This window comes from Streptomyces sp. NPDC004134 (assembly GCF_042874195.1).
Classification (GTDB): Bacteria; Actinomycetota; Actinomycetes; order Streptomycetales; family Streptomycetaceae; genus Streptomyces.
Genome location: NZ_JBIAMS010000032.1, coordinates 1 through 25,082, shown reverse-complemented (window position 1 = coordinate 25,082; position 25,082 = coordinate 1). Strand labels below are relative to the sequence as shown.

At 73.4% G+C, this 25,082-nt stretch carries 16 protein-coding genes; 10 read left to right on the top strand and 6 right to left on the bottom strand.

Features of this window, described 5'->3' with window-relative positions; genetic code table 11:
* Positions 1–39: 39 nt before the first annotated feature.
* Positions 40–1,074, bottom strand: coding sequence for a LacI family DNA-binding transcriptional regulator (locus ACFYVJ_RS30545; protein ID WP_101420278.1), 1,035 nt, complete (start codon positions 1,072–1,074; stop codon positions 40–42).
* Positions 1,075–1,215: 141 nt separating this feature from the next.
* On the opposite strand from ACFYVJ_RS30545, the gene ACFYVJ_RS30540 reads away from it, so the two are divergent.
* Genes ACFYVJ_RS30540 through ACFYVJ_RS30525 form a run of 4 tightly spaced genes read left to right on the top strand, consistent with a single transcriptional unit; the run spans position 1,216 to position 6,754 of the window.
* A complete protein-coding gene (locus ACFYVJ_RS30540; RefSeq protein ID WP_388898328.1) occupies positions 1,216–2,517 on the top strand; it encodes an ABC transporter substrate-binding protein in 1,302 nt (433 codons plus the stop codon).
* Positions 2,518–2,523: 6 nt separating this feature from the next.
* Entirely contained in the window at positions 2,524–3,477 is a 954-nt protein-coding gene (locus ACFYVJ_RS30535; RefSeq protein WP_388898325.1) for a carbohydrate ABC transporter permease, read from the top strand.
* Positions 3,477–4,295, top strand: coding sequence for a carbohydrate ABC transporter permease (locus ACFYVJ_RS30530; RefSeq protein ID WP_388898322.1), 819 nt, complete (start codon positions 3,477–3,479; stop codon positions 4,293–4,295). The genes ACFYVJ_RS30535 and ACFYVJ_RS30530 overlap by 1 nt, the downstream gene beginning before the upstream one ends.
* Positions 4,292–6,754 (top strand): glycoside hydrolase family 3 N-terminal domain-containing protein, encoded by a 2,463-nt coding sequence (locus tag ACFYVJ_RS30525; RefSeq protein WP_388898320.1) that lies wholly within the window; start codon positions 4,292–4,294, stop codon positions 6,752–6,754. The genes ACFYVJ_RS30530 and ACFYVJ_RS30525 overlap by 4 nt, the downstream gene beginning before the upstream one ends.
* An 86-nt stretch (positions 6,755–6,840) precedes the next feature.
* On the opposite strand, the gene ACFYVJ_RS30520 is transcribed toward ACFYVJ_RS30525, so the two are convergent.
* Positions 6,841–9,078, bottom strand: a complete 2,238-nt coding sequence (locus ACFYVJ_RS30520) for a HelD family protein (protein ID WP_388898496.1) — start codon at positions 9,076–9,078, stop codon at positions 6,841–6,843.
* 198 nt (positions 9,079–9,276) lie between these two features.
* On the opposite strand from ACFYVJ_RS30520, the gene ACFYVJ_RS30515 reads away from it, so the two are divergent.
* On the top strand, positions 9,277–10,938 hold the full coding sequence (locus ACFYVJ_RS30515; RefSeq protein WP_388898317.1) for an acetolactate synthase large subunit: 1,662 nt from the start codon (positions 9,277–9,279) through the stop codon (positions 10,936–10,938).
* A gap of 21 nt (positions 10,939–10,959) precedes the next feature.
* On the opposite strand, the gene ACFYVJ_RS30510 is transcribed toward ACFYVJ_RS30515, so the two are convergent.
* Positions 10,960–11,847: an SIS domain-containing protein gene (locus tag ACFYVJ_RS30510; protein ID WP_388898493.1), complete on the bottom strand. Its 888-nt coding sequence runs from the start codon at positions 11,845–11,847 to the stop codon at positions 10,960–10,962.
* Between the two features lie 96 nt (positions 11,848–11,943).
* Between ACFYVJ_RS30510 and ACFYVJ_RS30505 the strand changes: the two genes are divergently transcribed.
* From ACFYVJ_RS30505 to ACFYVJ_RS30495, 3 genes are read left to right on the top strand one after another with little or no spacing between them, the layout of a single operon-like run.
* Positions 11,944–12,756, top strand: coding sequence for a DeoR/GlpR family DNA-binding transcription regulator (locus ACFYVJ_RS30505; RefSeq protein ID WP_388898314.1), 813 nt, complete (start codon positions 11,944–11,946; stop codon positions 12,754–12,756).
* Positions 12,753–13,970 carry a Gfo/Idh/MocA family protein gene (locus tag ACFYVJ_RS30500; protein WP_388898311.1) on the top strand — a complete coding sequence of 406 codons (1,218 nt, stop codon included), beginning with the start codon at positions 12,753–12,755 and terminating at the stop codon, positions 13,968–13,970. Before ACFYVJ_RS30505 ends, ACFYVJ_RS30500 begins: the two co-directional genes overlap by 4 nt.
* A 32-nt stretch (positions 13,971–14,002) precedes the next feature.
* A complete protein-coding gene (locus ACFYVJ_RS30495) occupies positions 14,003–16,258 on the top strand; it encodes an alpha-N-acetylglucosaminidase (protein WP_388898308.1) in 2,256 nt (751 codons plus the stop codon).
* A gap of 73 nt (positions 16,259–16,331) precedes the next feature.
* On the opposite strand, the gene ACFYVJ_RS30490 is transcribed toward ACFYVJ_RS30495, so the two are convergent.
* From ACFYVJ_RS30490 to ACFYVJ_RS30480, 3 genes are all read right to left on the bottom strand, one after another.
* On the bottom strand, positions 16,332–18,365 hold the full coding sequence (locus ACFYVJ_RS30490) for a GTP-binding protein (protein ID WP_388898305.1): 2,034 nt from the start codon (positions 18,363–18,365) through the stop codon (positions 16,332–16,334).
* 153 nt (positions 18,366–18,518) lie between these two features.
* The gene (locus ACFYVJ_RS30485; protein WP_388898302.1) at positions 18,519–19,637 is read right to left on the bottom strand and encodes a hypothetical protein; all 1,119 of its coding nucleotides are present in this window, start codon (positions 19,635–19,637) and stop codon (positions 18,519–18,521) included.
* A gap of 150 nt (positions 19,638–19,787) precedes the next feature.
* Positions 19,788–21,872: a family 20 glycosylhydrolase gene (locus ACFYVJ_RS30480; protein ID WP_388898300.1), complete on the bottom strand. Its 2,085-nt coding sequence runs from the start codon at positions 21,870–21,872 to the stop codon at positions 19,788–19,790.
* A 325-nt stretch (positions 21,873–22,197) separates the two neighbouring features.
* Between ACFYVJ_RS30480 and ACFYVJ_RS30475 the strand changes: the two genes are divergently transcribed.
* Both ACFYVJ_RS30475 and ACFYVJ_RS30470 read left to right on the top strand, forming a co-directional pair.
* Positions 22,198–22,632 (top strand): anti-sigma factor antagonist, encoded by a 435-nt coding sequence (locus tag ACFYVJ_RS30475; RefSeq protein WP_388898297.1) that lies wholly within the window; start codon positions 22,198–22,200, stop codon positions 22,630–22,632.
* 98 nt (positions 22,633–22,730) lie between these two features.
* A complete protein-coding gene (locus ACFYVJ_RS30470) occupies positions 22,731–24,968 on the top strand; it encodes an ATP-binding cassette domain-containing protein (RefSeq protein ID WP_388898491.1) in 2,238 nt (745 codons plus the stop codon).
* Positions 24,969–25,082 lie beyond the last annotated feature (114 nt).

The window sequence follows — 25,082 nt, the reverse complement described above, 5'->3', positions numbered from 1 at the left end:
GAGGAGTGCGGCGGGACCGGGGAGCGGAGGGCCCGGCTGCTACGGACCGGCCGGCGGCTCCGCGGGCGGCGCCGTGCTCTGCCGTACCACCAGCCGGGTGGCCAGCTCCATGCGCAGCGCCCCCTTGCCGGGCTCGCGCGGGCGCAGCAGCATCTGCGCCGCCTCCTCCGCCATCTGCCGCAGCGGCTGGTGGACGGTGGTGAGCGCGGGGCTGGACCACTGGGCGAGGGGCACGTCGTCGTAGCCGACGACGGACAGCTCGTCCGGCACGCTCAGCCCCTTCAGCCGGGCCGCCTCCAGCACCCCGAGGGCCTGGAGGTCGCTGCCGGCGAACACGGCGGTGGGCCGGCCGGGCCCGTCGAGCAGCTCCATGGCGTGGTCGAAGCCGCCCTGGACGTGGAAGTCGCCGAAGCGGACCTGCGCGGGGTCGACGTCGAGGCCGGCCATGGCCATCGCCGAGCGGTAGCCGTCGAGCCGGGCGAGGGAGCACATCATGTCCTCGGGACCGGTGATGATGGCGATCCGCCGGTGGCCGCGCTCGATGAGGTGGCGGGTGGCGGCCATGCCGCCGGACCAGTTCGCGGAGCCGACGGAGGGCACGTCGGGCTCGGGGTCGCCCGCCGGGTCGACGATGACGAACGGGATGGCGCGCGAGCGCAGTTGCTTCTTCACCCGGTCGGGCAGCGTGGAGAAGACCAGCACCACGCCCAGCGGGCGGCGCCGCAGGACGCCCTCGATCCAGTCGGGGTCAGGCGCGTGCCGCGTACCGCTCTCGGTGAGGACGACGCTCGCGTGGTTCTGCTTGGCGACGTTCTCCACACCGCGGATCAGCTCCATCGCCCAGACGCTCTCCAGCTCGTGGAAGACCAGCTCGATGAGCGGCGCCTGCGGGGCGGCCTGGGCCCGGCGGCGGTAGCCGTGGGTCTCCAGCAGTTGCTCGACTTTCGTACGCGTCGGCCGAGAGACATCGGATCGCCCGTTGAGAACTTTCGAAACCGTCGAGAGCGACACCCCGGCCTGAGTCGCCACCTCGGCCAGGGTCACCCGGCCGTCCACGTCGTCGTCTTCACGCATGGTTCGAAGGATAAGGCACGGTCAGCGGTAACGGTTTGGTCGCGCGGCCGCGGGCCCGTTGACCGTCTGCGGTCGCTCGCCTACTGTCCAGCCCTACATCGACTTTCGGTGATCGGGACGAAATTTTCGAGAGGCGTACGTATGAAGACGCGAAGGCGGATGCCCCGCATACTCGCCGGCGGCGTGGCGCTCGGGCTCACGCTGACCCTGGCGGCCTGCGGCGACGACGGCGGATCGGCCTCCGGCGAGAACGAGTTCACCGTCCTCGTCTACGGCGACGCCACCAACAAGGTGGAGAAGAAGCTCGTCGCCGAGTTCAACAAGACGTCCGAGGTCAAGGCCCGACTGGACACCATCCCGGGCGCCGACTACCAGCAGAAGCTGCAGACGATCATCAGCACCCCGCAGGCCCCCGACGTCTTCTTCCACTGGGGCGGCGGCAGCATCAAGCCGTTCGTCGACGCCGACCTGCTGCTGCCGCTGGACGACTTCATCAAGAAGGACCCGGGCCTGAAGGACAACTTCCTGCCCTCGGTCTTCGACGCCTCGGTGGTGGACGGCAAGGCGTACGGCGTCCCGATGCGCGGCACGCAGCCGGTGCTGCTCTTCCACAACAAGAAGGTGCTGGCCGACGCCGGCGTGGAGCCGCCCGAGACCTGGGACGACCTGCTGGCCGCGGTGGCGGAGCTCAAGGACGCGGGCGTCACCCCGATCGCGCTCGGCGGCGGCGACATGTGGCCCACCCAGATGTGGTTCCAGTACCTCTACGACCGCATCGCGGGCCCCGAGCTGTTCCAGCAGGCGCTGGACGGCGACAAGGAGGCGTGGGCGAGCGACGACAGCCGGCGGGCGCTCGGCATGATCCGCGAACTCGTCGACGCGGGCGCCTTCGGGGACACCTACGACTCGGTGAAGTTCACCAACAACGGCTCGCCGCAGCTCGTCGCCTCCGGCAAGGCCGGCTTCGAGCTGATGGGCTCCTGGTACTACTCCACCCAGCAGAGCCTGGACGAGACGTTCGCCGCCGAGGACCTCGGCTACAGCGCCTTCCCGGCCGTCGACGGCGGCAAGGGCGACCCGGAGAACCTCGCGGGCAACACCAACAACTACTACTCGGTGATGAAGAAGGCCGAACACCCCGAGGCCATCGCGGAGTTCCTCAAGCTCATGTACTCCGACACGTTCGTGAAGGACCAGTTGTCCATCGGCAACCTGCCGACCACGACCAACACCCCGGACTTCCTCGACCAGGCGGCCAGCCCCGAGTACTCGAAGTACCAGTACGGCCTGGTCGAGAAGGCGCCGCACTTCCAGCTCTCCTGGGACCAGGCGTATCCGCAGTCCGCCGCCACCGACATGCACAAGGCCGTCCAGCAGTTCTTCAACGGACAGCTCGACGAGGACGGCTTCGTCTCCGCCATGCAGGCCCTGCCGACCTCCTGACGACCCATGACCACACAGATGACGCGCGTCCGCCCCGCCGCCCCGCCCGCCGAGCGGCGGCGGCGCCGGACGCGGACCGCGAACGTCGCCGACGTGGGCCGCCCCGGCTTCCTCTGGGCGGCCCCCGCCACGCTGTTCTTCGCCGCCTTCGCCGTCGTGCCGCTGATCATGGTCGGCGTGCTGTCGTTCATGTCCTGGAACGGCATCGGGGACCCGGAGTTCGCCGGGCTCGACAACTGGCGGCGGGTCTTCGACGACCCCGTGATGATCAAGAGCATCTGGCTCAGCCTGCTCCTCACCGGGCTCGGAGTGGCGATCCAGACCCCGCTGAGCATCGCGCTGGGCGTCTGGGCCGCGGGCAAGCAGCGCAACCGCGCGGTGCTCTCGGCGATCTACTTCGTCCCGCTGCTGCTCTCCGCCACCGCCGTCTCCGTCGTCTGGCGCGCCCTGCTGGACCCGAACTTCGGCGTGCCCGCGGAGGCCACCTGGCTCTTCGGGGACGGCAACCTCTTCGGCGAGCAGGCGTCGGCGATCGGCGTGCTGGCCTTCGTGAGCACCTGGCAGTTCACCCCGTTCCACACCCTGATCTACCAGGGCGCGGCCCGGGCCGTACCGCAGGTGCTCTACCAGGCGGCCGAGATCGACGGGGCCGGGCGCTACCGGCAGTTCTTCCACGTCACGCTGCCGCAACTGCGCAACGCGATCATGACGTCGATGATCCTCATGGTCGTCGGCGGGCTCACCACCTTCGAGACCGTCCTGATCCTCACCCAGGGCGGGCCCGGCACCGACACCACCATCAGCGCGTACTACATGTACGAACGGGCCTTCAAGGGCTTCGACTTCGGCGCCGGCGCGGCCATCGCGCTCGTCCTGGTGCTGGCGGCGACGCTCATCTCGCTGATCATGGTGCGGCTGTCCGGCTACGACAAGATGCGCAGCACCACGGAGGGCCTGTGATGAGGCGACGTCCCCACTACCTCGCCGGCGCGGGCTCGCTGGTCTGGCTCTTCCTCATCGGCCTGCCGCTGTACGTGATGGTCTCGGCGACCCTGAAGTCGCGGTCCGACTTCGCCCAGGGCGGGCCGCTCGCCCTCCCCGAGGACGTCACCCTCGACAACTTCACCGGCGCCTTCGACACCGGCTTCGGCCGCTACTTCCTCAACACCGCCCTGGTCACCGCCTGCGTCGTCGGCATCGTCCTGCTGCTGGTGCCGCCGCTGTCGTACGCCATCGTGCGCAGCCGCGGCCCGGTCACCACCGGCGTCTTCCGGCTCTTCCTGCTGGGGCTGGCGATCCCGCTGCAGGCCGTGATCGTCCCGATGTTCTACCTCATCAGCGAGGCCGGGCTCTACGACAACCTCATCGGCGTCATCCTGCCCACCGCCGCCTTCTGCCTGCCGGTCTCCGCGCTCATCCTCAGCGGCACCATGCGCGACATCTCCCGCGAGCTGTTCGAGGCCATGGCCATGGACGGCGCCAGCCCCCGGCGGATGTTCTTCCAACTGGTCCTCCCGCTCTCCCGGGGCGGGCTCGCCACCATCGTGGTCTTCTCCGCCCTCCAGGCGTGGAACGGCTTCCTCTTCCCGCTCGTCCTGACCCAGTCCGACGACACCAAGCTGATCACGCTCGGCCTCTACGACTTCCAGACCGAGCGCGGCATCGACGCGCCCGGGCTGCTGGCCGCCGTGGTCCTGTCGATGATTCCCGTCCTGCTCGTCTACCTGTTCGCCCGGCGTGCCCTGGTCCAGGGCCTCATGGGCGTCGGAGGAAAGTGACCGCGAACGTGGCAGTAGAGACACCCCGGGCAGACGCCCCGGACACGGCCACCCCCGTGTGGAACGACCCCGCACACGACACCGGCACCCGCGTGTCGGCGCTGATCGCCGCCATGAGCGTGGAGGAGAAGGTCGCCCAGCTCTTCGGGGTCTGGGTCGGCGCCTCCGCCGAGGGCGGCGAAGTGGCGCCGTACCAGCACGAGATGGAGGAGGTCGTCGACCTCGGCGCGCTGCTGCCGGCCGGGCTCGGCCAGTTGACGCGGCCGTTCGGCACCGCGCCCGTCGACCCCGCGCTCGGCGCGCTGTCGCTGCAGCGCACCCAGGAGCGGGTCGTGGCCGCCGGGCGCTTCGGCATCCCGGCCCTCGCCCACGAGGAGTGCCTGGCCGGCTTCGCGACCTGGGGCGCGACCGCGTACCCCGTGCCCCTGTCGTGGGGCGCGACGTTCGACCCGGCGCTGGTGCGGCGGATGGCCGCGGCCATCGGCCGGGACATGCGGGCCGTGGGCATCCACCAGGGGCTCGCGCCGGTCCTGGACGTCGTACGCGACGTGCGCTGGGGCCGGGTGGAGGAGACCATCGGCGAGGACCCGTACCTCGTCGGCACGGTGGCCACCGCCTACATCCAGGGCCTGCAGTCCGCCGGCGTCCTCGCCACCCTCAAGCACTTCGTCGGCTACTCCGCCTCCCGCGCCGGGCGCAACCTCGCGCCCGTCGCCGTGGGCGAGCGCGAGCGCGCCGACGTGCTGCTGCCGCCGTTCGAGATGGCGCTGCGGGAGAGCGGCGTGGGTTCCGTGATGAGCTCGTACACCGACACCGACGGCGTGCCGTCCGCGGCCGACGCGTCGCTGCTGACCGGGCTGCTGCGGGACACCTGGGGCTTCGAAGGCACCGTCGTGGCCGACTACTTCGGTATCTCGTTCCTCCGTACGCTGCACGGCGTGGCCGGCGACTGGGCCGGTGCCGCCGGCGCCGCGCTCGCCGCCGGGGTGGACGTGGAGCTGCCGACGGTCAAGACCTTCGGGCCGCCGCTGCTCGCGGCGATCGCGGACGGGCGGGTCGACGAGGGCCTGGTCGACCGGGCGCTGCGCCGGGTGCTGACGCAGAAGGTCCGGCTGGGACTGCTGGACGCCGGCTGGTCGCCGGTGCCCGAGGCACTGGCGGACGCGCACGCGGACGCAGAGGCAGACCCCGACGCGGGGGCGGAGCCGGACGCGGTGCGCGGCACCGTCGACCTGGACTCCGCCGCCAACCGGGAGCTGGCCCGCGAGGTGGCCGAGCAGGCCGTGGTGCTCCTCGCCAACGACGGCACACTGCCGCTGGACCGCCCCCGCCGTATCGCGCTCGTCGGCCCCAACGCCGAGGAGCCGCACGCCGTCCTCGGCTGCTACTCGTTCCCCGTCCACGTCGGCGTCAAGCACCCCTCGACGCCGGTCGGCATCGGGCTGCCCACGCTCCACGAGGCGCTGCGCCGGGAGTTCCCGGACGCCGCCGTCACCGTCGCCGCCGGCTGCTCCGTCGACGGCCCGGAGACGGACGGTTTCGCCGAGGCGGTACGGGCCGCCCGCGCGGCCGACGTGGTGATCGCGGCGCTCGGCGACCGCGCCGGGCTCTTCGGCCGCGGCACCAGCGGCGAGGGCTGCGACGCGGAGTCGGTGGCGCTGCCCGGCGTCCAGCAGGACCTGCTCGACGCCCTGCTGGACAGCGGGACCCCGGTGGTGCCCGTGCTGCTGGCCGGACGGCCGTACGCGCTCGGGCGGGCGGCGGACGGGGCGGCCGCGATCGTGCAGTCCTTCTTCCCGGGCGAGGAGGGCACGGCGGCGGTGGCCGGCGTGCTCGGCGGGCGGACGAACCCGTCCGGCCGGCTGCCCGTCAGCGTGCCCCGCGGCCCGGGGGCGCAGCCGACGACGTACCTCGCGCCCCGTCTCGGCCAGGCGAACGAGGTGTCCAACGTCGACCCGACCGCGGCGTTCGCCTTCGGCCACGGGCTGTCGTACACCGCCTTCGCCTGGTCCGGCCTGGAGGTGGCGGCCTACGAGTGCCCCACCGACGGCGAGTTCGCGCTGTCGTTCACCCTCCGCAACACCGGCGAGCGGGACGGCACCGAGGTCGTCCAGCTCTATCTGCACGACCCCGTGGCCTCCGTCGTGCAGCCCGTGCAGCGCCTCGTCGGCTACGCCCGGGTGGCGCTGCGCGCGGGGGAGGAGCGCCGGGTACGGGCCGTCGTGCCGGCCGACGTGGCGTCGTTCACCGGCCGCGACGGGCGCCGCGTGGTGGAGCCGGGCGCGCTGGAGCTGCGGTTCTCCGCGTCGAGCGCGGCACCGCGGCTCACCGCGGAGGTGACGCTGACCGGCCCGCCGCGGTACGTGGACCACACCCGCAGGCTGCACGCCGAGTTCGACCCGCACCGCGACCCGGGCACGCCGGCCGCGGCGCCGGACGGCGAGCCGCACGGCGGGTGAGAGCCCCCTGACACCCGGCCACCGGCCGGGCAGGCGCGCCGCACCGGGCTCCTCCCGGTCCGGTGCGGCGCGCCGACCTCCTCTCGCTACGCGAGCCCGCCGAGCGCCGCGGGCAGCGCGTCCGCGTACACGACGCCGAGGCGCTGCGTCGCCCGGGTCAGGGCCACGTACAGGTCGCTGCCCCCGAAGAGCGCCGGCTCCGCCACGATCACCGTGTCGAACTCCAGCCCCTTCGCCTGCCGCGGCCCGAGCAGCACCACCGGCCGGGTCAGGTCGGGCGCCGCGCCCGAGGCCGCGTCCGGCAGCGCCACCGCCAGCGCCGGCAGCAGTTCCCGCGGCGCGATCACCGCCAGCCGCCCCGCGCCGCCCGACTCGCGGGCCACGGCCGCCGCGACCGCCGCGGGCACGGCGCCGGGCGCCTCGCCGGCGCGCTCCGCCCAGGGGCGTACGCCCGTGGCGCGCACCGACCGCGGCGGCGTGTACCCGGGATCCTCCGCCCGCGCGACCTCGGCCGCGACCTCCATGATCTCCGCCGGCGTACGGTAGTTGACGCCCAGCGTGATGTGCTCGAAGCGCTTGTCCACGTACGGGCCGAGGATCGCCTCCCACGCCCCGCACGCGCCCGGCTCCGCCGTCTGCGCCGGGTCGCCGACCAGCGTCATCGAGCGGGTCGGGCAGCGCCGCATCAGCAGCCGCCACGCCATCGGCGACAACTCCTGCGCCTCGTCGACGATGATGTGGCCGAAGGCCCAGGTCCTGTCCGCCGCGGCCCGCTCCGCCGCGGTGCGGTGGTCGGCCTCCTCCTGGCGCTCGGCCAGCCGCTCGGCGTCGATGAGGTCGTGCGCGGCCAGCACCTCCGCCTCGTCGTCGTCGCGGTCCTCGAACTCCTGGGTGCGCGAGCCGTACGACATCTCCAGCACGCCCTGCGCGTACGCGATCCGCTCCTGCCGCTCCGCCTCCGCGCGCGCCCGCGCCGCCGCCTGTGCCGGTCCCTCGTCCCCCAGCAGCTCCGCCGCCTCGTCCAGCAGCGGCACGTCCGCGGGCGTCCACGGCCCGCCGGCGCGGCGGATCAACTCCCCGTCGGCCGCCGGCAGATGGACCGGCTCGGCGAGGAAGTCCGCGACCAGCTCCTGGGGCGTCAGCAGCGGCCACAGCTCCGCGATGGCGGCGTGCACCTCCTCGTTGGCGGCGACCGCCTTGCCGAGCTGGGCGATGTCGTCGGGGCCCAGCAGGTTCTCCTCGCCGAACGGGTCGTCGCCGAGGCGGTCGGTGAGCTGCCGGGTCAGCCCGTCGATGACGTTGAACGCGAAGTGCGGCTGGGCCGCGTTGTGCGGCAGCTCGGTGTCCCGGGCGCGCTTGCGGGCCGCGTTGGCCAGCCAGTAGTCGAGGTGCAGTTCGCCGTCCTCGTGCGGGATGACGACGGTCGACTCCGGCAGCCGCTGGCGGTCTTCGAGGTACGCGGCGAGCGCGCCGGCCATCGCCGTGCCGCCCTTGACCGCCGCCGCGGCCGGGGTGTCGGTGCCGGTGGCGTCGACGCCGGGGAACAGCTCGCCGGGGGTGGCCAGCAGCACGCCGGTCTCGCCGAGGGCGGGCAGCACCTCGGAGATGTAGCCGAGGAAGGCCGGGCCCGGGCCGACGATGAGCACCGCGCGGCGGGCGAGCTGCTCGCGGTGGGCGTAGAGCAGATAGGCGGCGCGGTGCAGGGCCACGGCGGTCTTGCCGGTGCCGGGCCCGCCCTCGACGACGAGGACGCCGCGGTGCGGGGCGCGGATGATGCGGTCCTGGTCGGCCTGGATGGTCTGCACGATGTCGTGCATCCGGCCGGTGCGGGCGGCGTCGAGCGCGGCGAGGAGCACCGCGTCGGCGTCGGCGCCCTCCAGACCGGTGCGCTCGGTGTCGGTGAGGTCGAGGATCTCGTCGTGCAGGCCCGTGACCCGGGGTCCCTCGGTGGAGATGTGCCGCCGCCGGCGCAGGCCCATGGGGGTGTGGCCGGTGGCGAGATAGAAGGGGCGGGCCACCTCGGCCCGCCAGTCGACGACGAGCGGCGTGCGCTCCTCGTCGTCCGCGCGCATGCCGATGCGGCCGATGTGGTGGTCGCGGCCGTCGCGGAAGCTCAGCCGGCCGAAGCACAGGCCGTGCTCGCCGGCGTTGAACGCGGCCAGCAGCCCGGACTGTTCCGCCACCAGCACGTCGCGTTCCAGTCTGGCCTGGAGGGTGTTGCCCCCGTCCCGGCCCAGGGCCGCCCGCACCCCCGCCGCCGCGCCGTCGCGCAGCTCGGTGAGGCGCTGCCGGAGCAGGTCAAGGAATTCCTGCTCCCGTCGCATTTCCTCGTTCTGCACCTCGTCCGACACCTCGTTTGACAATTCAACTCCCGCACGGATAGAATGCCCGCATCGCACTTTCCCCTGGCGCTAGTTCACGATTTCTGAATATGCGCAGAGAATTCCTCAGCATAGCATTCCGAGGCTCCGACCGAATTCCGGCGGAGCCTTTCGCATGCGCCCGCAGGTTACGCTCGGGGCATGAGCACTGCAGACACCCCCGAAGACGTGGCGCACCTTCTGGTGCGCTGCCTGGAGGCGGAGGGCGTGACGCACGTCTTCGGCGTGCCGGGCGAGGAGAACATCCGCTTCGTCGACGCCGTCAACGCCTCACCGTCCATCGACTACGTCCTGGTCCGCCACGAGCAGGGCGCGTCGTTCATGGCGGAGATGTACGGCCGTATCACCGGCCGCGCGGGGGTGTGCTCCGCGACCCTCGGCCCCGGGGCCATCAACCTGCTGCTCGGCGTCGCCGACGCGCACACCAACAGCACCCCGGTGGTCGCGCTCGCCGCGCAGGGCGGTCTCGACCGGGTGCACAAGGAGTCGCACCAGGTCATCGACCTGCCCGCGATGTTCGCCCCGGTCACCGACTGGTCCCAGCAGGTACGGGCCCCGGGCGCGGTGCCGGAGATGGTGCGCCAGGCGTTCAAGACCGCGCAGAGCGAGCGGCCCGGCGCGGTCTTCCTCGCGCTGCCCGAGGACATAGAGGGTGTCGTCCCCGACCCGCCGCTGAACCCGCTGCCCATCAACAGGCCGCGCCCCGAGGCCCCGTCCCCGGCGCAACTGGAGCGCGCCGCCGAGGTGCTTGCGGCCGCCTCGCGCCCCATCCTGCTGGCCGGCCACGGCGCCACCCGGGCCGGCGCCAAGGACGCCCTGATCCGCTTCTCCGAGCGGCTCGACATCCCGGTGGCGACGACCTTCAACGGCAAGGGCGTCTTCCCCGACGACCACCCCAACGCGCTGGGCGCCGTCGGCTTCATGCGCCACGACTACACCAACTTCGGCTTCGACAACGCCGACGTGCTCATCTGCGTCGGCTACGAGCTGCAGGAGTTCGACCCGGTCAAGATCAACCCGCAGGGCGACAAGCAGATCCTGCACCTGCACCAGTTCCCGGCCGAGGTCGATTCCCACTACCCGGTCGCGGTCGGCGTGCTCGGCGACCCGTCGTCCTCACTCGACGGTCTCGCGGAGGCGGTCGGCCGCACCTTCCACGGCGACGGCCGGCTCATCCGCGGCCTGCTCGCCGAGGAACTGGCGCACGGCCGCCGCAACTCGTCCTTCCCGCTCGCCCCGCAGCGCGTCGTCGCCGACGTCCGCGAGGCGCTGGGCCGCGAGGACGTGGTGCTGGTCGACACCGGCGCCGGCAAGATGTGGATGGCCCGGCTCTTCCCCACGTACGAGCCGAACACCTGCCTGATCTCCAACGGCCTGTCCACCATGGGCTTCGCCGTGCCCGGCGCCATCGGCGCCAAGCTCGCCCGGCCCGACGCGCAGGTGCTGGCGATGACGGGCGACGGCGCGTTCCTGATGAACTCCCAGGAGCTGGAGACCGCCGTCCGCGAGAACATCCCGATGACGGTGCTCGTCCTCGTCGACGACGAGTACGGGCTGATCACCTGGAAGATGGAGCTGGAGATGGGGCGCCACTCCCACACCCGCTTCGCCAACCCGGATCTGGTGACGTACGCGGAGAGCTTCGGCGCCCGCGGGCACGCGGTGAAGTCCGCGGACGAACTGCTGCCCACGCTGCGCGACGCCCTCGCCCACGACGGCGTGGACGTCATCTCCTGCCCCGTCGACTACACCGAGAACCTGCGGCTGACCGACCGGCTCGGCGCCCTCCAGGGCCCGTTCTGACCCACCCGTCCCCGGTGGTCCTCAGCCCGCCGGGCTGAGGATCACCGAGCGGGTCAGGTGGCGCGGCTCGTCCGGGTCCAGGCCGCGGGCGCCGGCCAGCGCCACCGCCAGCCGCTGCGCCCGGACCAGCTCGGCGAGCGGGTCGAGCCCGCCGGTGACCCAGAGCGCGCCGGTGGCGTGCACCTCTTCCTCCAGACCCGCGGGCGCGTCGCCGATCATCCAGGTCGCGGTGCCCGAGGTGGTGATGCTGATGGGGCCGTGCCGGTACTCCATCGCCGGGTACGACTCCGTCCACGCCAGCGCGGCCTCGCGCATCTTCAGCGCCGCCTCGTTCGCCAGGCCCACGGTCCAGCCGGCGCCGAGGAAGGTGAACTGCCGGGCGGCCAGCAGCCCCTGCGGCAGCGGCTCGACGAGCGCCAGCTCCGCGTCCTCCACCGCCGTGGCCGGCTGCACCCCGAGGTGGGTGCGGAGCAGGGTCAGCGCGGTGGTGGCGAAGCGGGTCTGCACCACGGAGCGCTCGTCGGCGAAGTCCAGCACCACCGTGTCGTCCGCGGCCTCGGCCACCGGCGTGGCGCCGTCGGCGACGATCGCCGTGGTACGCACCGAGCCGTCCAGCGTGCCCAGCAGCCGCAGCACCTCCGTGGTGGTGCCGGAGCGGGTCAGCGCCAGCACCCGGTCGTAGCGCCGGCCGGCCGGGAAGCCCGAGGCGGGGAAGGCGTCCGTCTCGCCGTGGCCGGCCTCCTCGCGGAGCGCGGCGTAGGCCTGCGCCATGAAGTAGGAGGTGCCGCAGCCGACGGCGGCGACCCGCTCGCCGGGCTGCGGCAGCAGCGGCCCGTGCACCTCCGCCAGCTCCGTCGCCCGGCGCCAGCACGCGGGCTGATCGGCCAGCTCAGCGGCTACGTACGTCATCTTCATCGCCCGCCCTGTGTGAGAACCATTGTTCAATCATGCATGCTAAGGCAGAATTCCAAGCATCTTCAAGCATCATCGGTGGGAGGATTCGGGTTGAACCAGCACGAACGGCACGGTGCGCTGCTGCGGCTGCTGGCCGAGCGCGGCCGGCTCGACGTGGAGGCCGTGGCGGTCGAGGTGGCCGTGTCGGCGGCGACCATCAGGCGCGACCTGGACCAGTTGGCCGAGCAGCAGTTGCTGGTCCGCACCCGCGGCGGCGCGGTGCAGAACGACGTCGCGTACGACCTGCCGCTGCGCCACCGCGCCGGGCGGGACGCCGCGGAGAAGGAGCGCATCGGCCGGGCCGCGGCCGCCATGGTCGGGCGCGGCATGGTCGTCGGCCTCAACGGCGGCACCACCACCGCCGCGGTGGCCCGCGCGCTCGCCGCCCGCGCCGACTGGGGCGACGGCGAGGGCGGGCTGCCGGATGCCGCCCGCGGCGACGACCGGCCCGCCGTCACCGTCGTCACCAACGCGCTCAACATCGCCGCCGAGCTGGCCGTGCGGCGCAGCGTGAAGGTCGTCGTCTCCGGCGGCGTCGCCATGCCGTCCTCGTACGAACTGGTCGGCCCGCTCGCCGGGCACATCCTGCGCGAGATCCGCCTCGACATCGCCTTCGTCGGCGCCGACGCCGTCGACGCCGAGCACGGCGCCAGCGCCCGCGACGAGCACGAGGCGAGCATCAACGCGCTGCTCGCCGCGCAGGCCGGGAAGCTCGTCGTGGTCGCCGACTCCACCAAGCTCGGGGTGCGCACCTTCGCCCGGATCTGCCCGCCGGCGGACATCGACGTGCTCGTCACCGACGACCGGGCGGCGGACAGGGCGCGCCGGTTCGAGGAACAGGGGATGTCCGTGGTGCGGGCATGAGCGGGCGCGGGAGCATCGTGACGGACCTGCGGCTGGGCGTCGTCGGCCTCGGGCTGCGCGGCAACCTCGCCGACGCCGCCCACCGGCCGGGGGTGGGCTCCGTCGTGGCCGCGGTCGCCGACACCGACCCGGTGGTGCGCACGGGCGTCGCCGCGCGCTTCCCCGGCGCCGTCGCGTACGCCGACCACCGCGGGCTGCTCGACGCCGCCGACGCCGACGGCGTGGACGCGATCGTCGTCACCACCCCCGACGACACCCACGCCACCGTCGCCCGCGCCGCGCTCGAAGCGGGCAAGCCGGTCTTCGTCGAGAAGCCCCTCGGCATCACCGTCGAGCAGTGCGACGCGATCCTGCGCACCGCGTACGAGACGGGCACGCCGCTGTACGTCGGGGACACCATGCGGCACACGGGCGTCGTCCGGCTGATGCGCGACATCATCGCGCGCGGCGACATCGGCGTGCCGCGCACCGTGTGGGTGCGGCACTTCGTCGCGTACGGCGGTGACTACTACTTCAGGGACTGGCACGCCGACCGCCGCCGCACCACCGGGCTGCTGGTGCAGAAGGCGGCCCACGACATCGACGTCGTGCACTGGCTCGCCGGCGGCTACACCAGCCGCGTGCACGCCCTCGGGGCCCTCATGCTCTACGGGGACCTGCCCCGCCGGCCGCCCGGCACCCCGCGCCCCGCCGGCCGGCACCGCGACGACACCTGGCCGCCGGCCGCGCGCCGCGACCTGAACCCCGTGGTGGACGTCGAGGACGTCTCCGTGATGAACATGCGCCTCGACAACGGCGTCATCGCCGCCTACCAGCAGTGCCACTTCAGCCCCGACTACTGGCGCAGCTACACCGTCATCGGCACCGAGGGCCGGCTGGAGAACTTCGGCGACCGCCCGGGCGACGAGGTCCGCGTCTGGCACACCGGCCCCTCCGGCTACCGCCCCGGCGCGGACGCCATCCACCGCGTGCCCGCAGGCGAGGGCGCGCACGGCCGGGCCGACGACCGGGTCGTCGCCGAGTTCTGCCGCTTCGTCCGGCTCGGCGACGCCACCGACACCTCACCGCTGGCCGCCCGGATGAGCGTCGCCGCGGGCGTGCTCGCGACCCGGTCGCTGCGCACCGGCGGCACCGCGTACGACGTACCGCCGCCGGACCCCGCGCTCGCCGCGTACTTCGCGGCCGGCCAGCGCCGCCCCGCGCACCAGCACTGAGGCCCGAGCACCGACTTCCCCGGAGGGAACCGATGAGCGTGAACCGCAGGCACTTCCTGGCAGGGACGTCGATCGCCGGCGGCGCCGTGCTGCTGCCGGCCCTCGGCCTCGCGGCGCCCGCGGCGGCGCGCGGCGGCGGAGCCGGCGCGTACGGCGAGGGCGACGGAGGCGGGGACGGCGCCGCGGGCGCCCGCCGGGCGCTCGCCCGGCTGCTGCCCCGCCACCACCGGCAGTTCGAGCTCTCCCTGCTCCCCGCCGACGGCCCCGACCGCTACCGCGTCACCGGTGCCCCCGGTCGGATCGCGGTGGCCGCCACCGGCACCGGCGCGCTGCTCACCGGCGCCGGCGCGTACCTCAAGCGCACCGCCCGCGCGCACATCTCCTGGAACGGCGACCAGCTCGACCTGCCCGCGCAACTGCCCGCCCCCGGCGCCCCGCTCACCGGCGAGGCACACGTGCCGCACCGCTTCGCGTACAACGACACCAACGAGGGCTACACCGGCGCCTACCGCGACTTCGCCGCCTGGGAGCGCGCCCTCGACGTGCTCGCGCTCCACGGCGTCAACGAGGTGCTGGTCTGCGTGGGCACCGACGCCGTCTACTACGAGACCTTCCGTGCCTTCGGCTACTCCGACGAAGAGCTGCGCGCCTGGATCCCCGCCCCCGCGCACCAGCCCTGGTGGCTGCTGCAGAACATGGCGTACTTCGGCGGCCCCGTCTCCGCCCGGCTGCTGCGCCTGCGCGCGGAACTGGGCGCCCGCATCACCGCGCGCGTCCGCGAGCTGGGCATGACGCCCGTGCTCCCCGGCTACTTCGGCACCGTCCCCGACGGCTTCGCGGAGAAGAACCCCGGCGCCCACGTCGTCCCGCAGGGCGGCTGGGTCGGCTTCGACCGCCCCGGCTGGCTCGACCCGCGCGACCCGCGCTTCGCCGAGGTCGCCGCCGCCTTCTACGGCCACCAGCGCGATCTCCTCGGCCCCGCGGGCCTGTACAAGATGGACCTGCTGCACGAGGGCGGCGACCCCGGCGACGTCCCCGTCGGCGACGCCGCCCGCGCCGTGGAGGCCGCGCTCCGGCGCGCCCACCCCGACGCCCTCTGGGCCATACTCGGCTGGCAGCACAACCCGCGCCGGGAGATCCTCGACGCCGTCGACCGCGACCGCATGCTCATCCTCGACGGCCTCTCCGACCGGTTCCCCACCGTCACCGACCGCGAGGCCGACTGGCTCGGCACCCCCTATGCCTTCGGCGCCATCTGGAACTTCGGCGGCCACACCCCCCTCGGCGCCAACACCCCCGACTGGGCCGGGCTCTACCCCGCCTGGCGCGACAAGCCGGGCAGCGCGCTGGCCGGCATCGCGATGATGCCGGAGGGCGCCGACAACAACCCCGCCGCGATGTCCCTGCTCACCGAACTCGCCTGGACCCCCGGCCGGATCGACCTCGACGCCTGGTTCCGCGAGTACGCCACCGCCCGCTACGGCGCCGCGGACCCGCACGCGGCCGCCGCCTGGCAGGTGCTGCGCGAGACCGCGTACGGCACCACGCGCGCCGACTCCTGGAGCGAGGGCGCCGACAGCCTCTTCTGCGCCCGCCCCGGCCTCACCGTCCGCAGCGCCGCCGCCTGGAGCCCGCAGGCCGACCGCTACGACATCGCGGCCTTCGACCGCGCGCTCACCGAACTCCTCGCCGTCGCCCCCGGACTGCGCCGCTCCGCCGCGTACCGCTACGACCTCATGGACGTCGCCAGACAGGCGGTCGCCAACCGCAGCCGCCCGCTGCTGGCGCGGATCAAGGAGGCGTACGAGGCCGGCGACCGCGGCGGGCTGCGCGAGCTGACCGCCGCCTGGCTGGAGCTGATCCGGCTGCTCGACCGGGTGGTGGGCACCGACGCGCAGCACCTGCTGGGTCGGCATCTCGCCGAGGCCCGCGCCTGGGGCGCCGACCGCGCCGAGCGCGACCGACTGGAGTACGACGCGCGCTCGCTGATCACCACCTGGGGCCCGCGCGCCGGCAGCGAGGCCGGGCTGCACGACTACGCGAACCGCGAGTGGCAGGGCCTGCTCGGCGACTTCTACCACAGCCGCTGGAAGACCTACTTCGCCACGCTCGACACCGCGCTGGCGACCGGCGAGGAGCCCGCCGCCGTCGACTGGTTCGCGTACGAGGACGCCTGGGCGCGCCGCCGCGACCGCTACCCCGAGAAGCCGCGCGGCGACGTCCGCCGGCTCGCCGAGGAGGCGGTGCGCGTCCTGGCCCGCGAACCGCTCGCCGCGCTCGTGCGCTGAAGCCCCGTTCCTGCGGGGCCACGAAGCCGCGGTACGGGTACGGGTTGCCACCACCCCGTACCCGTACCGCCTCTCACACCCGCCGCTGGACGTGCAGCAGATACTCCTTGCGGTCCAGCGGGTTGTGGTCGGTGCGCGGCCGGTACGGGGCCGGACCGCGCACCGCCCGGTAGCGGCCGAACGCCGTCTCCAGCACGCCCTCGCCCCGGGTCAGCCCCGGCAGCCGCCGTTCGAGACCGTGCACCCGCGCCGCCGGCACCTCGCCCTCCAGCACCGCGACCTGGCCGCGCACCTCCTGCCCGTCGACCACGGCGGCCAGCGCCGCGAACACCGGCCACAGCGCGGGCACCGCGTCCTCCGGCGCCTCCAGCCGGAACCGCTGCACGGGCTCGTGCACCCGCGTACCCGCGCGCTTCAGCGCGTCCGCCAGCACCAGCGGCGTGACGCCGCGGAAGTCGGCCCCGGTGCTCGACATGGCCTTGCTGAAGCCCTGGTGGGCGTGGCTCTGCCGGGGCCAGTAGCCGGAGTGCGTCATCGTCACCCGCGCGTCGGGGATCTCCCAGCCGGACAGGCCCTGGTGCAGCGTCGCGCGGACCGTGTCCTCGACGGCCTTGAAGAACGCGTACGGCATCGAGCCCAGCTCCACCGCCAGGTCGAAGCGGACGCCCGTGCCGGGCGGCGCCGGCTTCACACACAGTCCGACCGTGGCCAGGAAGGGGTTGGTGCCGGTGTCGCCCTTCTCGTACGCCGAGCCGCTGCCCGCCAGCCGCTCGACGTGGATGACGGACGATTCGCGGAAGGAGACCGGCAGCCCGTACTCCTCGGCGAGCGTGGCCCCGATGACCTCCTTCTGCACCTCGCCGTAGAGGGAGACGTACAGCTCCTGCAGACCGCCCGGCCCGGCCCCCTGGCGCAGCGCGATCAGCGGGTCCTGCTCGGCCAGTTGGAAGAGCGCCGCGTGCAGCGCGCCCCGGTCGGCGGCCCGGTCCGGCACCACCACCGTCTCCAGCGTCGGCGGCGCGAAGTGGTGGCCCCGCGCGTCCGCCGCCCGGCCCACGGCCGCGCCCACCGCGTCGCCGATGCGCACCCCGGCCAGGCCCCGCACCAGCCCGATGCGGCCCGCAGCCACCCCGGCCGCGGGCACGGCGGCGCCCTGCTCGAAGACCTCGACCCCGGTGACCTTCTCCGTCACGGGGGCGCGGTCGCCGTCGCCGTACGCCAGCTCCTGGCGGGTGCTCAGCGTGCCGGCGAGCATCCGCACGTACGCGACCTTCCCGCCGCCCGGAGCGCGCTCGACCTTGAAGACCGTGCCCGCGGCGGGGCCTTCCGGGTCCCCGGCGGACGCCGGCAGCAGCTCCTTGATGCCCGCGGTCAGTTCCGCGACGCCCGCGCCGGTGGCGGCGGAGCCGAAGTACACCGGGTGGACGAGCGCGGCCGCGGTCTGCTCGGCGAGGCTCTTGCGCAGCCTGCGGTACGTCACCGCCGCCTCGTCCGCGACGTAGTCCGCGAGCAGCGCGTCGTCGTGGCCGGAGAGGACGTCGGCGAGCCGGCCGGCGAAGGCCGCGCCGGCCTGGTCGCCGGGGTGGCCGGGGCCGTACGGGGTGAACGCGGCGGCGCGGGTGCCGAGTCCGCGGACGGCGCCCATGGCGACGGCGCCGGGGGTGAGCTTCGCGGCGATGTCGCGCACCAGGGCGTCGTCGCGCGCGCCGCGCCGGTCGGTCTTGTTGACGAAGACGAGCGTGGGGATCGAGAGCCGCCGCAGCGTGCGCATCAGCACGCGCGTCTGCGCCTGCACGCCCTCCACCGCGGAGACCACGAGCACCGCGCCGTCGAGCACGTGCAGCACCCGCTCCACCTCGGCGATGAAGTCCGGGTGGCCGGGCGTGTCGATGAGGTTGACGGTGATGCCGTCGAGCGCGAAGGAGACGACGGCGGACTTGATGGTGATGCCGCGCTGCCGCTCCAGCGCGAGCGAGTCGGTGCGGGTGCTGCCGTCGTCGACGCTCCCGACCTCCTCGACGACCCCGGCCGCGTACAGCAGCCGCTCGGTCAGGCTGGTCTTACCGGCGTCGACATGGGCCAGGATTCCCAGGTTCAGCGTGTGCACGGAGCGTCATGTCCCTTGCGTAGGTGGCGATGGCCTGCTGGGTGGACATGAACGCTGCGCGCATGCGCGTTTCCTCTCGGTCCTGGGACATGGGTCTGCCGTGCCCGGCCAGTGGAGCAGCGGCCGGCCGGGCGCGGCAACCGAATTAACGCCTCAGCGGCGGCCGAACCGCTCGATCAGCTCGGACTGGTGGGACGTCGTGCCCTCGACCCGCTCGTAGCTCCCCACGGCCCAGGGACCGCCGTGCCGCCCGCCCGGGGCGAGGGCGGCGACCTCGTAGGACTGCGTCTCGCCTGCCGCCACCGTGGCGCCCTCGTGGCGGGTCCAGCGCCGGCCGTCGTAGTGCCAGAGCACCGGCGGGCCCTCCCACCCGTACGGGTCGCCCGACACCCAGATGCCGCCGCGGCCGTCGCCGGTGAGGGCCTCGGCGAAGAGCCCGCTCACCGGACCGGTGACGTCCCGCCACCCGCGGCCGTTCCAGTGCAGGACCCGGGGCTCGGCGAAGCCCTGGCCGTCGGCCGCGGGGACGCGGCCGGTCGCCCAGACGCTGCGGTCGGACTCCACGTGGACGTCGGTCAGCCGCAGGTCCGGGTCGGCGGGGGCCTCGGCCTCGGTCCACCGGCCGTTCCGCCAGCGCAGCACCACCGGGCGGCTCTCCTGGCCGACGTGGGCGAAGCCGCCGACGGCCCAGGCGCTCCGGGAGGAGCGCGCGTCGACGTCGGTCACGTCCAGCCCGTCCGGCAGCTTCTCCGACGTCCAGGAGCCGTGCGCGTAGGTGCTCAGCCACTCCCAGCCCGCCACCCACACGCGGCCGCGCTCGGCGGCGATCTCCGCGGAGCCGTGGTGCTCGCCGCCGGGCAGCTCCGGCAGGGGCACCTGGCGCCACTTGCGGCCGTCGTGGCGGACGACGTACTCGTCGTCGTAGTTCCAGCCGTACGCCCACACGTCGCGCGGCGAGGAGGCGTCCACGCTGTTCCAGTAGTAGACCGGCGGCAGGGCGGGGTCCTCGGTCTCCCGCCAGCGCCGGCCGTCCCAGCGCAGCACGACGCCTTCCGGCATGCCCTCGTAGAGGCCGTCGGCGCCGACGGCCCAGGCGCTGCCGCCCGCGGACGTCACCGAGTGCAGCCAGGCCCCGTCCGGCAGGCTGCCGGCCTGCGATATCTCCCAGCGGGGTTCGTGCGCGCGGCCCGCGGCCGTCGCGGGGGCGGCGAGCGCGGCGCCCGCGGCGAGCGCCGCGGCGATCGCCATGGCGGTGCGTACCCGTGTCCTCATCCGTGAATTCCCTTCCAGCGGTGCGGTCTGACACGGGGTCAGACCGCCCGCCGTGGGTGAGGGTTGTCCGGGTATTTCAGGTATGTCAGTACGTCACCGGGGGTGCGCCCCGGTGTCGCCCGGCGTTCACCTGGCCGTGCCCCGCGGGGCTCACCGGGCGCGTACGGCGTCCAGTTCCGCCACCGAGGCGAAGGTGTCCGACGCACCGTGCTCACTGAGCACCTTCAGCGCGATGTGCCTCGCCTTCACCTCCCGGAAGGGCACGGTGAACTCCGTGCGGTCCTCGGGGAAGCTGCCCGCGGCGACCTTCCGCCAGTGCTCGCCGTCGGCGGAGACCAGCACCTCGTAGTCCTCGACGCGGCCGTTGATGCCGCCGTCCTGCCGCGGCATGTAGCGCACCCCGGCCAGCCGCCGCTGGGCGCCCGTGTCGACGGACAACTGCTGCGGCAGCCGGGCGCCGTAGTCGCTGTGCCAGTGGGTGTACGGGTCGTTGTCGACGGCGCGCGCCGCACCACCCGGCTCGCCGGTGCTCTCCTCGCTGGTGGCCGTCGCCGTCCAGCCCTCCTGCCCGTACAGACCGGGGTTGGCGCCGATCTGCGACTCGGGGTCCGCCGGGTCGGAGACCGTGACCGGCAGCGCGTCGCCGACGCGGTCGTAGGCGTCGAGGAACGGCTGCACGGGGGAGCCGGCCGGGGTGGCCCAGGTGCGGTCGGCGACGACGGCGAGCGGGCGGCGGGCGAAGTAGTCGACCCAGCCGACGGAGTAGTCGTAGGTGCGGTCGGACCAGCGGGCCATCCGGTAGCCGAGGATGTTGGGCGCGGACTCGAACGGGTAGTCGCGGTACACGTCGCGCACGTCGAAGAAGGCGTAGTCGCCGGGCGTGGCACCGAATCCGGCGCTCATGTACAGCTTGCTCTCCTCCATCCCCACCGTCGGGTAGCCCTCGGCGGCGCGGCCGCCGGGGGGCGAGAGCCATTCGGTGACCCCGGTGCGCTTGTCCGGGTCGATGCTCGTGGGCTGCTGGAAGTCCCACCACTGCCAGACCTGCGCCGCCTTGCCCTCGGCGCGGACGGCCCCGGCCAGGTCGTCGATGAACTCCACCAGCACGTCGCCGGGGTAGGGGTAGCCCTGCTTCTTCTGGTACGCGACGAGTTCCGGGCACGCCTCCTGCGCCGGGCGCAGCGGGATCTCGTCGGTGCCGATGTGGAGGTACGGGCTGTCGAAGACGTCCGCGACCTCGGCGACCAGTTCGCGGGCGAAGCGCCGCGTCTCCGGCTTGGTGTAGTCGAGGGTCCAGTGGCCGCGGTCCGAGCCCTCCCAGCCGTTGCTGGGCCGGGACATCGACTCGCAGGCGAACGCCAGGTCGGGGCGGGCGTCGCCGATGGAGACGGCGTGCCCGGGCAGGTCGATCTCCGGTACGAGGGTCACGCCGTAGCGTGCCGCGTAGTCCTCCAGGTCGCGCAACTCGCGCTTGGTGTAGTGCTGTTCCGCGACGATCTCCGGGAACTCGTCGCTCTCGATGCGGTAGCCGTTCCAGTCCGTCAGGTGCAGGTGGAAGGTGTTGAGCTTGTACCAGGCGAGCTGGCGGATCTGCTGCTTGAGGTAGTCCACGGAGTAGTACCGGCGGCCCGCGTCGAGCATCGTGCCGCGCTCGCCGTGGGTGGGGTGATCGCGGACGGTACCGCGGGCGACCTCGTGCTCCGCGGTGCCGGTGCGCAGCGCCTGGAGCAGGGTGCGGGTGCCGTAGAGCACGCCGCGGCGGTCCGGGGCGGTGATCCGGGCGGAGTCGGCGAGGTCCAGCTCGTAGCCCTCGGGGGAGGGGGCGCCGCCGCCGAGGGCCAGGCCGATGTCGCCGCGGCCGGGGCGGCCGGTGGCGATCCGCGGGCGCAGCCCCTCCTGGAGGTCCAGTTCGCGGGCGAGTATCGCCGCGGTGGGCGCCAGTCGCCCGGCGTCACCGCGGTCCAGCACGATCCGGCTGTCCCGGGTCAGCTCCCACGTGCCCGTGCCGCCCTCCCACGAGCGCACCGAAGGGACCGTGACGGGCGCGGGGTTGGGCTCGGCGGCCTGGCTCACGGGCACGCCGGGGGCGAGGGACAGCAGCATCCCGGCGGCCGCGGCGAGCCACGGCGCCCGGCTGCGGGGACGCCGGTTCCGGCGGCGGGCGTACGGCCCGGGGTGCGGCGTCGTGCGTACGGACGGGCTGCGCGGTGCTGGCGCTGGGGTCTCCTGCGGCATGGCGGCTCCCTCGGACGACGGCAACTGCCCAGGCGTACCAGCCCGTTGGCGGCGGCGGCCATGGACGGAAGCGCGGCGCGGCGTGGACTTACGCGCCGGCGTGCCCGATGCCGTATCGCCCATTGCCATATCGTGTGAGGATCGGTCAAGCTGTTTGTGGATTAATCGCCCGGTCGAGGGAAACTTGACCGGCTCGTTTCCGCCAACCTCGCCCCTGTCCCGACATGCCGCACTACGGTTGGCGGTCCACCCAGGACCCCGGTGACTATGACCTCGGCTGCCTGCCCCCGGCTGGGCAGAACGGGCCCCGTGGGGGGAGCACGTGGTGTACACAGACGACGTGACCGGAGCTTCGTGGCGTACCGGCGGCGACGACCACGCCGACCGGGTGGAGTCGCGCTTCGCGCGGAGCTACCGGCTGCACGGATTCACGGTGCTGGAGCTGACCGGCGAGATCGACCTCGCCGCCCAGCTCGATGTCGAGCCGTATCTCGACGTGATCACCGGCGCGCCCGCGCCGCGCGTGGTCATCGACCTGCGCCGGACGGAGTTCCTCGACTGCTCGGGACTGCGGCTGCTGGTACGCGCCCGCAGGCGCACCGGCGACCGCGGCGGCGAGCTGCGGCTGGTCTGCCCCGAGGGCGCCGCCGCGCACCGGGTCCTGCGGTGCTGCGGCCTGCTCGACGCGCTCGGCCCGGTGCCGACGCTGGCGGATGCCCTGCCCGGAGAAAACCCGGAAGCGGTCGCTAGTCAAATTTGATTAGAATTGCGCTCATGTGTTCAGCGCAAGCAGCAGAGAACGACCCGCCGGGCCCGGGGCCCGCGGCCGGCGCGGCGAGCCTCGCCGACACCCACGACGTGATCAAGGTGCGCGGCGCCCGGGCGAACAACCTGGCCGGCATCTCGCTCGACATCCCCAAGCGGCGGCTCTCGGTCTTCACCGGCGTCTCCGGCTCCGGCAAGTCCTCGCTCGTCTTCGGCACCATCGCCGCGGAGTCGCAGCGGCTGATCAACGAGACGTACAGCGCCTTCGTCCAGACCTACATGCCGAACCTGCCCCGGCCCGACGCCGACGGGCTGCACAACCTCTCCGCCGCCATCGTCATCGACCAGGAGCGGATGGGCGCCAACTCCCGCTCCACGGTGGGCACGGCCACCGACGCGTACGCGATGCTGCGCATCCTCTTCAGCCGGCTCGGCGAGCCGCACGTGGGCACCTCCGGCGCGTTCAGCTTCAACATCCCCGAGGGCATGTGCCCGCGCTGCGAGGGCCTGGGGGAGGTCTCGCAGATAGACGTCGGCCAACTCGTCGACCGCCGGCGCTCGATCAACGAGGGCGCCGTCACCATTCCCAACTTCGCCGTCGGCAACTGGTACTGGGAAGTCCTCGTCTCCTGCGGCTTCTACGACCCGGACAAGAAGCTCGCGGACTTCACCGACCAGGAGTGGCACGACCTCCTCCACAAGGAGACCGTGAAGGTCAGGGTCGGCAGCCACAACATGACATACGAGGGCATCATCCCGAGGATCACCCGGATGTGGCTGGTGAAGGAGCGCGAGGCGCTGCAGGGCCCCATCCGCGCCTTCGTCGACCGCGCGGTCGTCTTCGCCGAGTGCCCCGACTGCGGCGGCACCCGGCTCTCCGCCGCCGCGCTCTCCTCGAAGATCCGGGGCCGGAACATCGCGGAATGCGCCGCCCTGCAGATCACCGACCTCGCCAAGTTCGTCCGCGCGATCGAGGACGAGTCGGTGGGGCCGCTGCTGGACAACCTGCGCGGGGTGCTGGACTCGCTGGTCGAGATCGGCCTCGGGTACCTCAGCCTCGACCGCCCCTCCGCGACCCTCTCCGGCGGCGAGGCGCAGCGCGTGAAGATGGTCCGCCACCTCGGCTCCAGCCTCACCGACGTCACGTACGTCTTCGACGAGCCCACCATCGGGTTGCACCCGCACGACATCCGGCGGATGAACGACCTGCTGCTGCAACTGCGCGACAAGGGCAACACCGTGCTCGTCGTGGAGCACAAGCCGGAGGTCGTCGCGATCGCCGACCACGTCGTCGACCTCGGCCCCGGCGCGGGCAGCGACGGCGGGCACGTCACCTTCAGCGGCGACGTGCCGGGGCTGCGTGCCTCCGGCACGCTGACCGGCCGTTATCTGGAGCACCGGGTACGGCTGCGGGAGCGGCCCAGGCAGCCGCGCGGGCACCTCGCCGTCGAGGGCGCCGACCTGCACAACCTCCGCGACGTCGGCGTCGAGGTGCCGCTCGGGGTGCTCACCGTGGTCACCGGCGTCGCCGGCTCCGGCAAGTCCTCGCTCGTGCACGGCTACCTCGCCGGCCGGGAGGGCGTCGTGGTCGCCGACCAGTCGCCGATCCGCGGCTCGCGGCGGTCCAACCCCGCGACGTACACGGGGCTGCTCGGCCCGATGCGCACCGCCTTCGCGAAGGCCAACGGCGTCAAGGCCGCGCTCTTCTCGGCCAACTCCGCGGGCGCCTGCCCCAAGTGCAAGGGCATCGGGCTGATCTACACCGACCTCGCGATGATGGCCGGCGTCGCGTCCGTGTGCGAGGAGTGCGAGGGCAAGCGCTACACGGCCGAGGTGCTCACGTACACGCTGCGCGGCAAGAACATCAGCCAGGTGCTGGAGATGTCCGTCGCCGAGGCGCACGGCTTCTTCCCCGCCGGCCAGGCGCACGCCATCCTCGGCCGGCTCGCCGACGTGGGCCTGGGCTACCTGCGCCTCGGCCAGCCGCTCAACACCCTCTCCGGCGGCGAGCGGCAGCGGCTGAAGCTGGCCATCCACATGGCCGAGAAGGCGGCGACGTACATCCTCGACGAGCCGACCACCGGGCTGCACATGGCCGACGTCGACAAGCTGCTCGCGCTGCTCGACCGGCTGGTCGACGACGGCAACTCGGTGGTCGTCATCGAGCACCACCAGGCGGTCATGGCACACGCCGACTGGCTGATCGACCTCGGTCCCGGCGGCGGCCACGACGGCGGCCGGGTGGTGTTCACCGGCACCCCGGCCGCCCTGGTCGCGGAGGCGGACACGCTCACGGCGCAGCATCTGCGCGAGTACGTCGACCGGGACTGACCCGGCCCCGGACAGAACACCTAGGTGTATTGATCACGAGCGTTGTTAACGGTCGTGGGTATTGATCATGGCGAAGACCTCCGGTGTGGTGGAGGTGTCGAGTCTTCACCGCGC

Coding starts and splice junctions, on each gene's coding strand:
- ACFYVJ_RS30510 (WP_388898493.1), bottom strand. CDS start 11,847: ATGACGTACGTAGCCGCTGAGCTGGCCGATCAGCCCGCGTGCTGGCGC.
- ACFYVJ_RS30535 (WP_388898325.1), top strand. CDS start 2,524: ATGACCACACAGATGACGCGCGTCCGCCCCGCCGCCCCGCCCGCCGAG.
- ACFYVJ_RS30480 (WP_388898300.1), bottom strand. CDS start 21,872: ATGCCGCAGGAGACCCCAGCGCCAGCACCGCGCAGCCCGTCCGTACGC.
- ACFYVJ_RS30485 (WP_388898302.1), bottom strand. CDS start 19,637: ATGAGGACACGGGTACGCACCGCCATGGCGATCGCCGCGGCGCTCGCC.
- ACFYVJ_RS30515 (WP_388898317.1), top strand. CDS start 9,277: ATGAGCACTGCAGACACCCCCGAAGACGTGGCGCACCTTCTGGTGCGC.
- ACFYVJ_RS30500 (WP_388898311.1), top strand. CDS start 12,753: ATGAGCGGGCGCGGGAGCATCGTGACGGACCTGCGGCTGGGCGTCGTC.
- ACFYVJ_RS30540 (WP_388898328.1), top strand. CDS start 1,216: ATGAAGACGCGAAGGCGGATGCCCCGCATACTCGCCGGCGGCGTGGCG.
- ACFYVJ_RS30545 (WP_101420278.1), bottom strand. CDS start 1,074: ATGCGTGAAGACGACGACGTGGACGGCCGGGTGACCCTGGCCGAGGTG.
- ACFYVJ_RS30530 (WP_388898322.1), top strand. CDS start 3,477: ATGAGGCGACGTCCCCACTACCTCGCCGGCGCGGGCTCGCTGGTCTGG.
- ACFYVJ_RS30520 (WP_388898496.1), bottom strand. CDS start 9,078: ATGCGACGGGAGCAGGAATTCCTTGACCTGCTCCGGCAGCGCCTCACC.
- ACFYVJ_RS30495 (WP_388898308.1), top strand. CDS start 14,003: ATGAGCGTGAACCGCAGGCACTTCCTGGCAGGGACGTCGATCGCCGGC.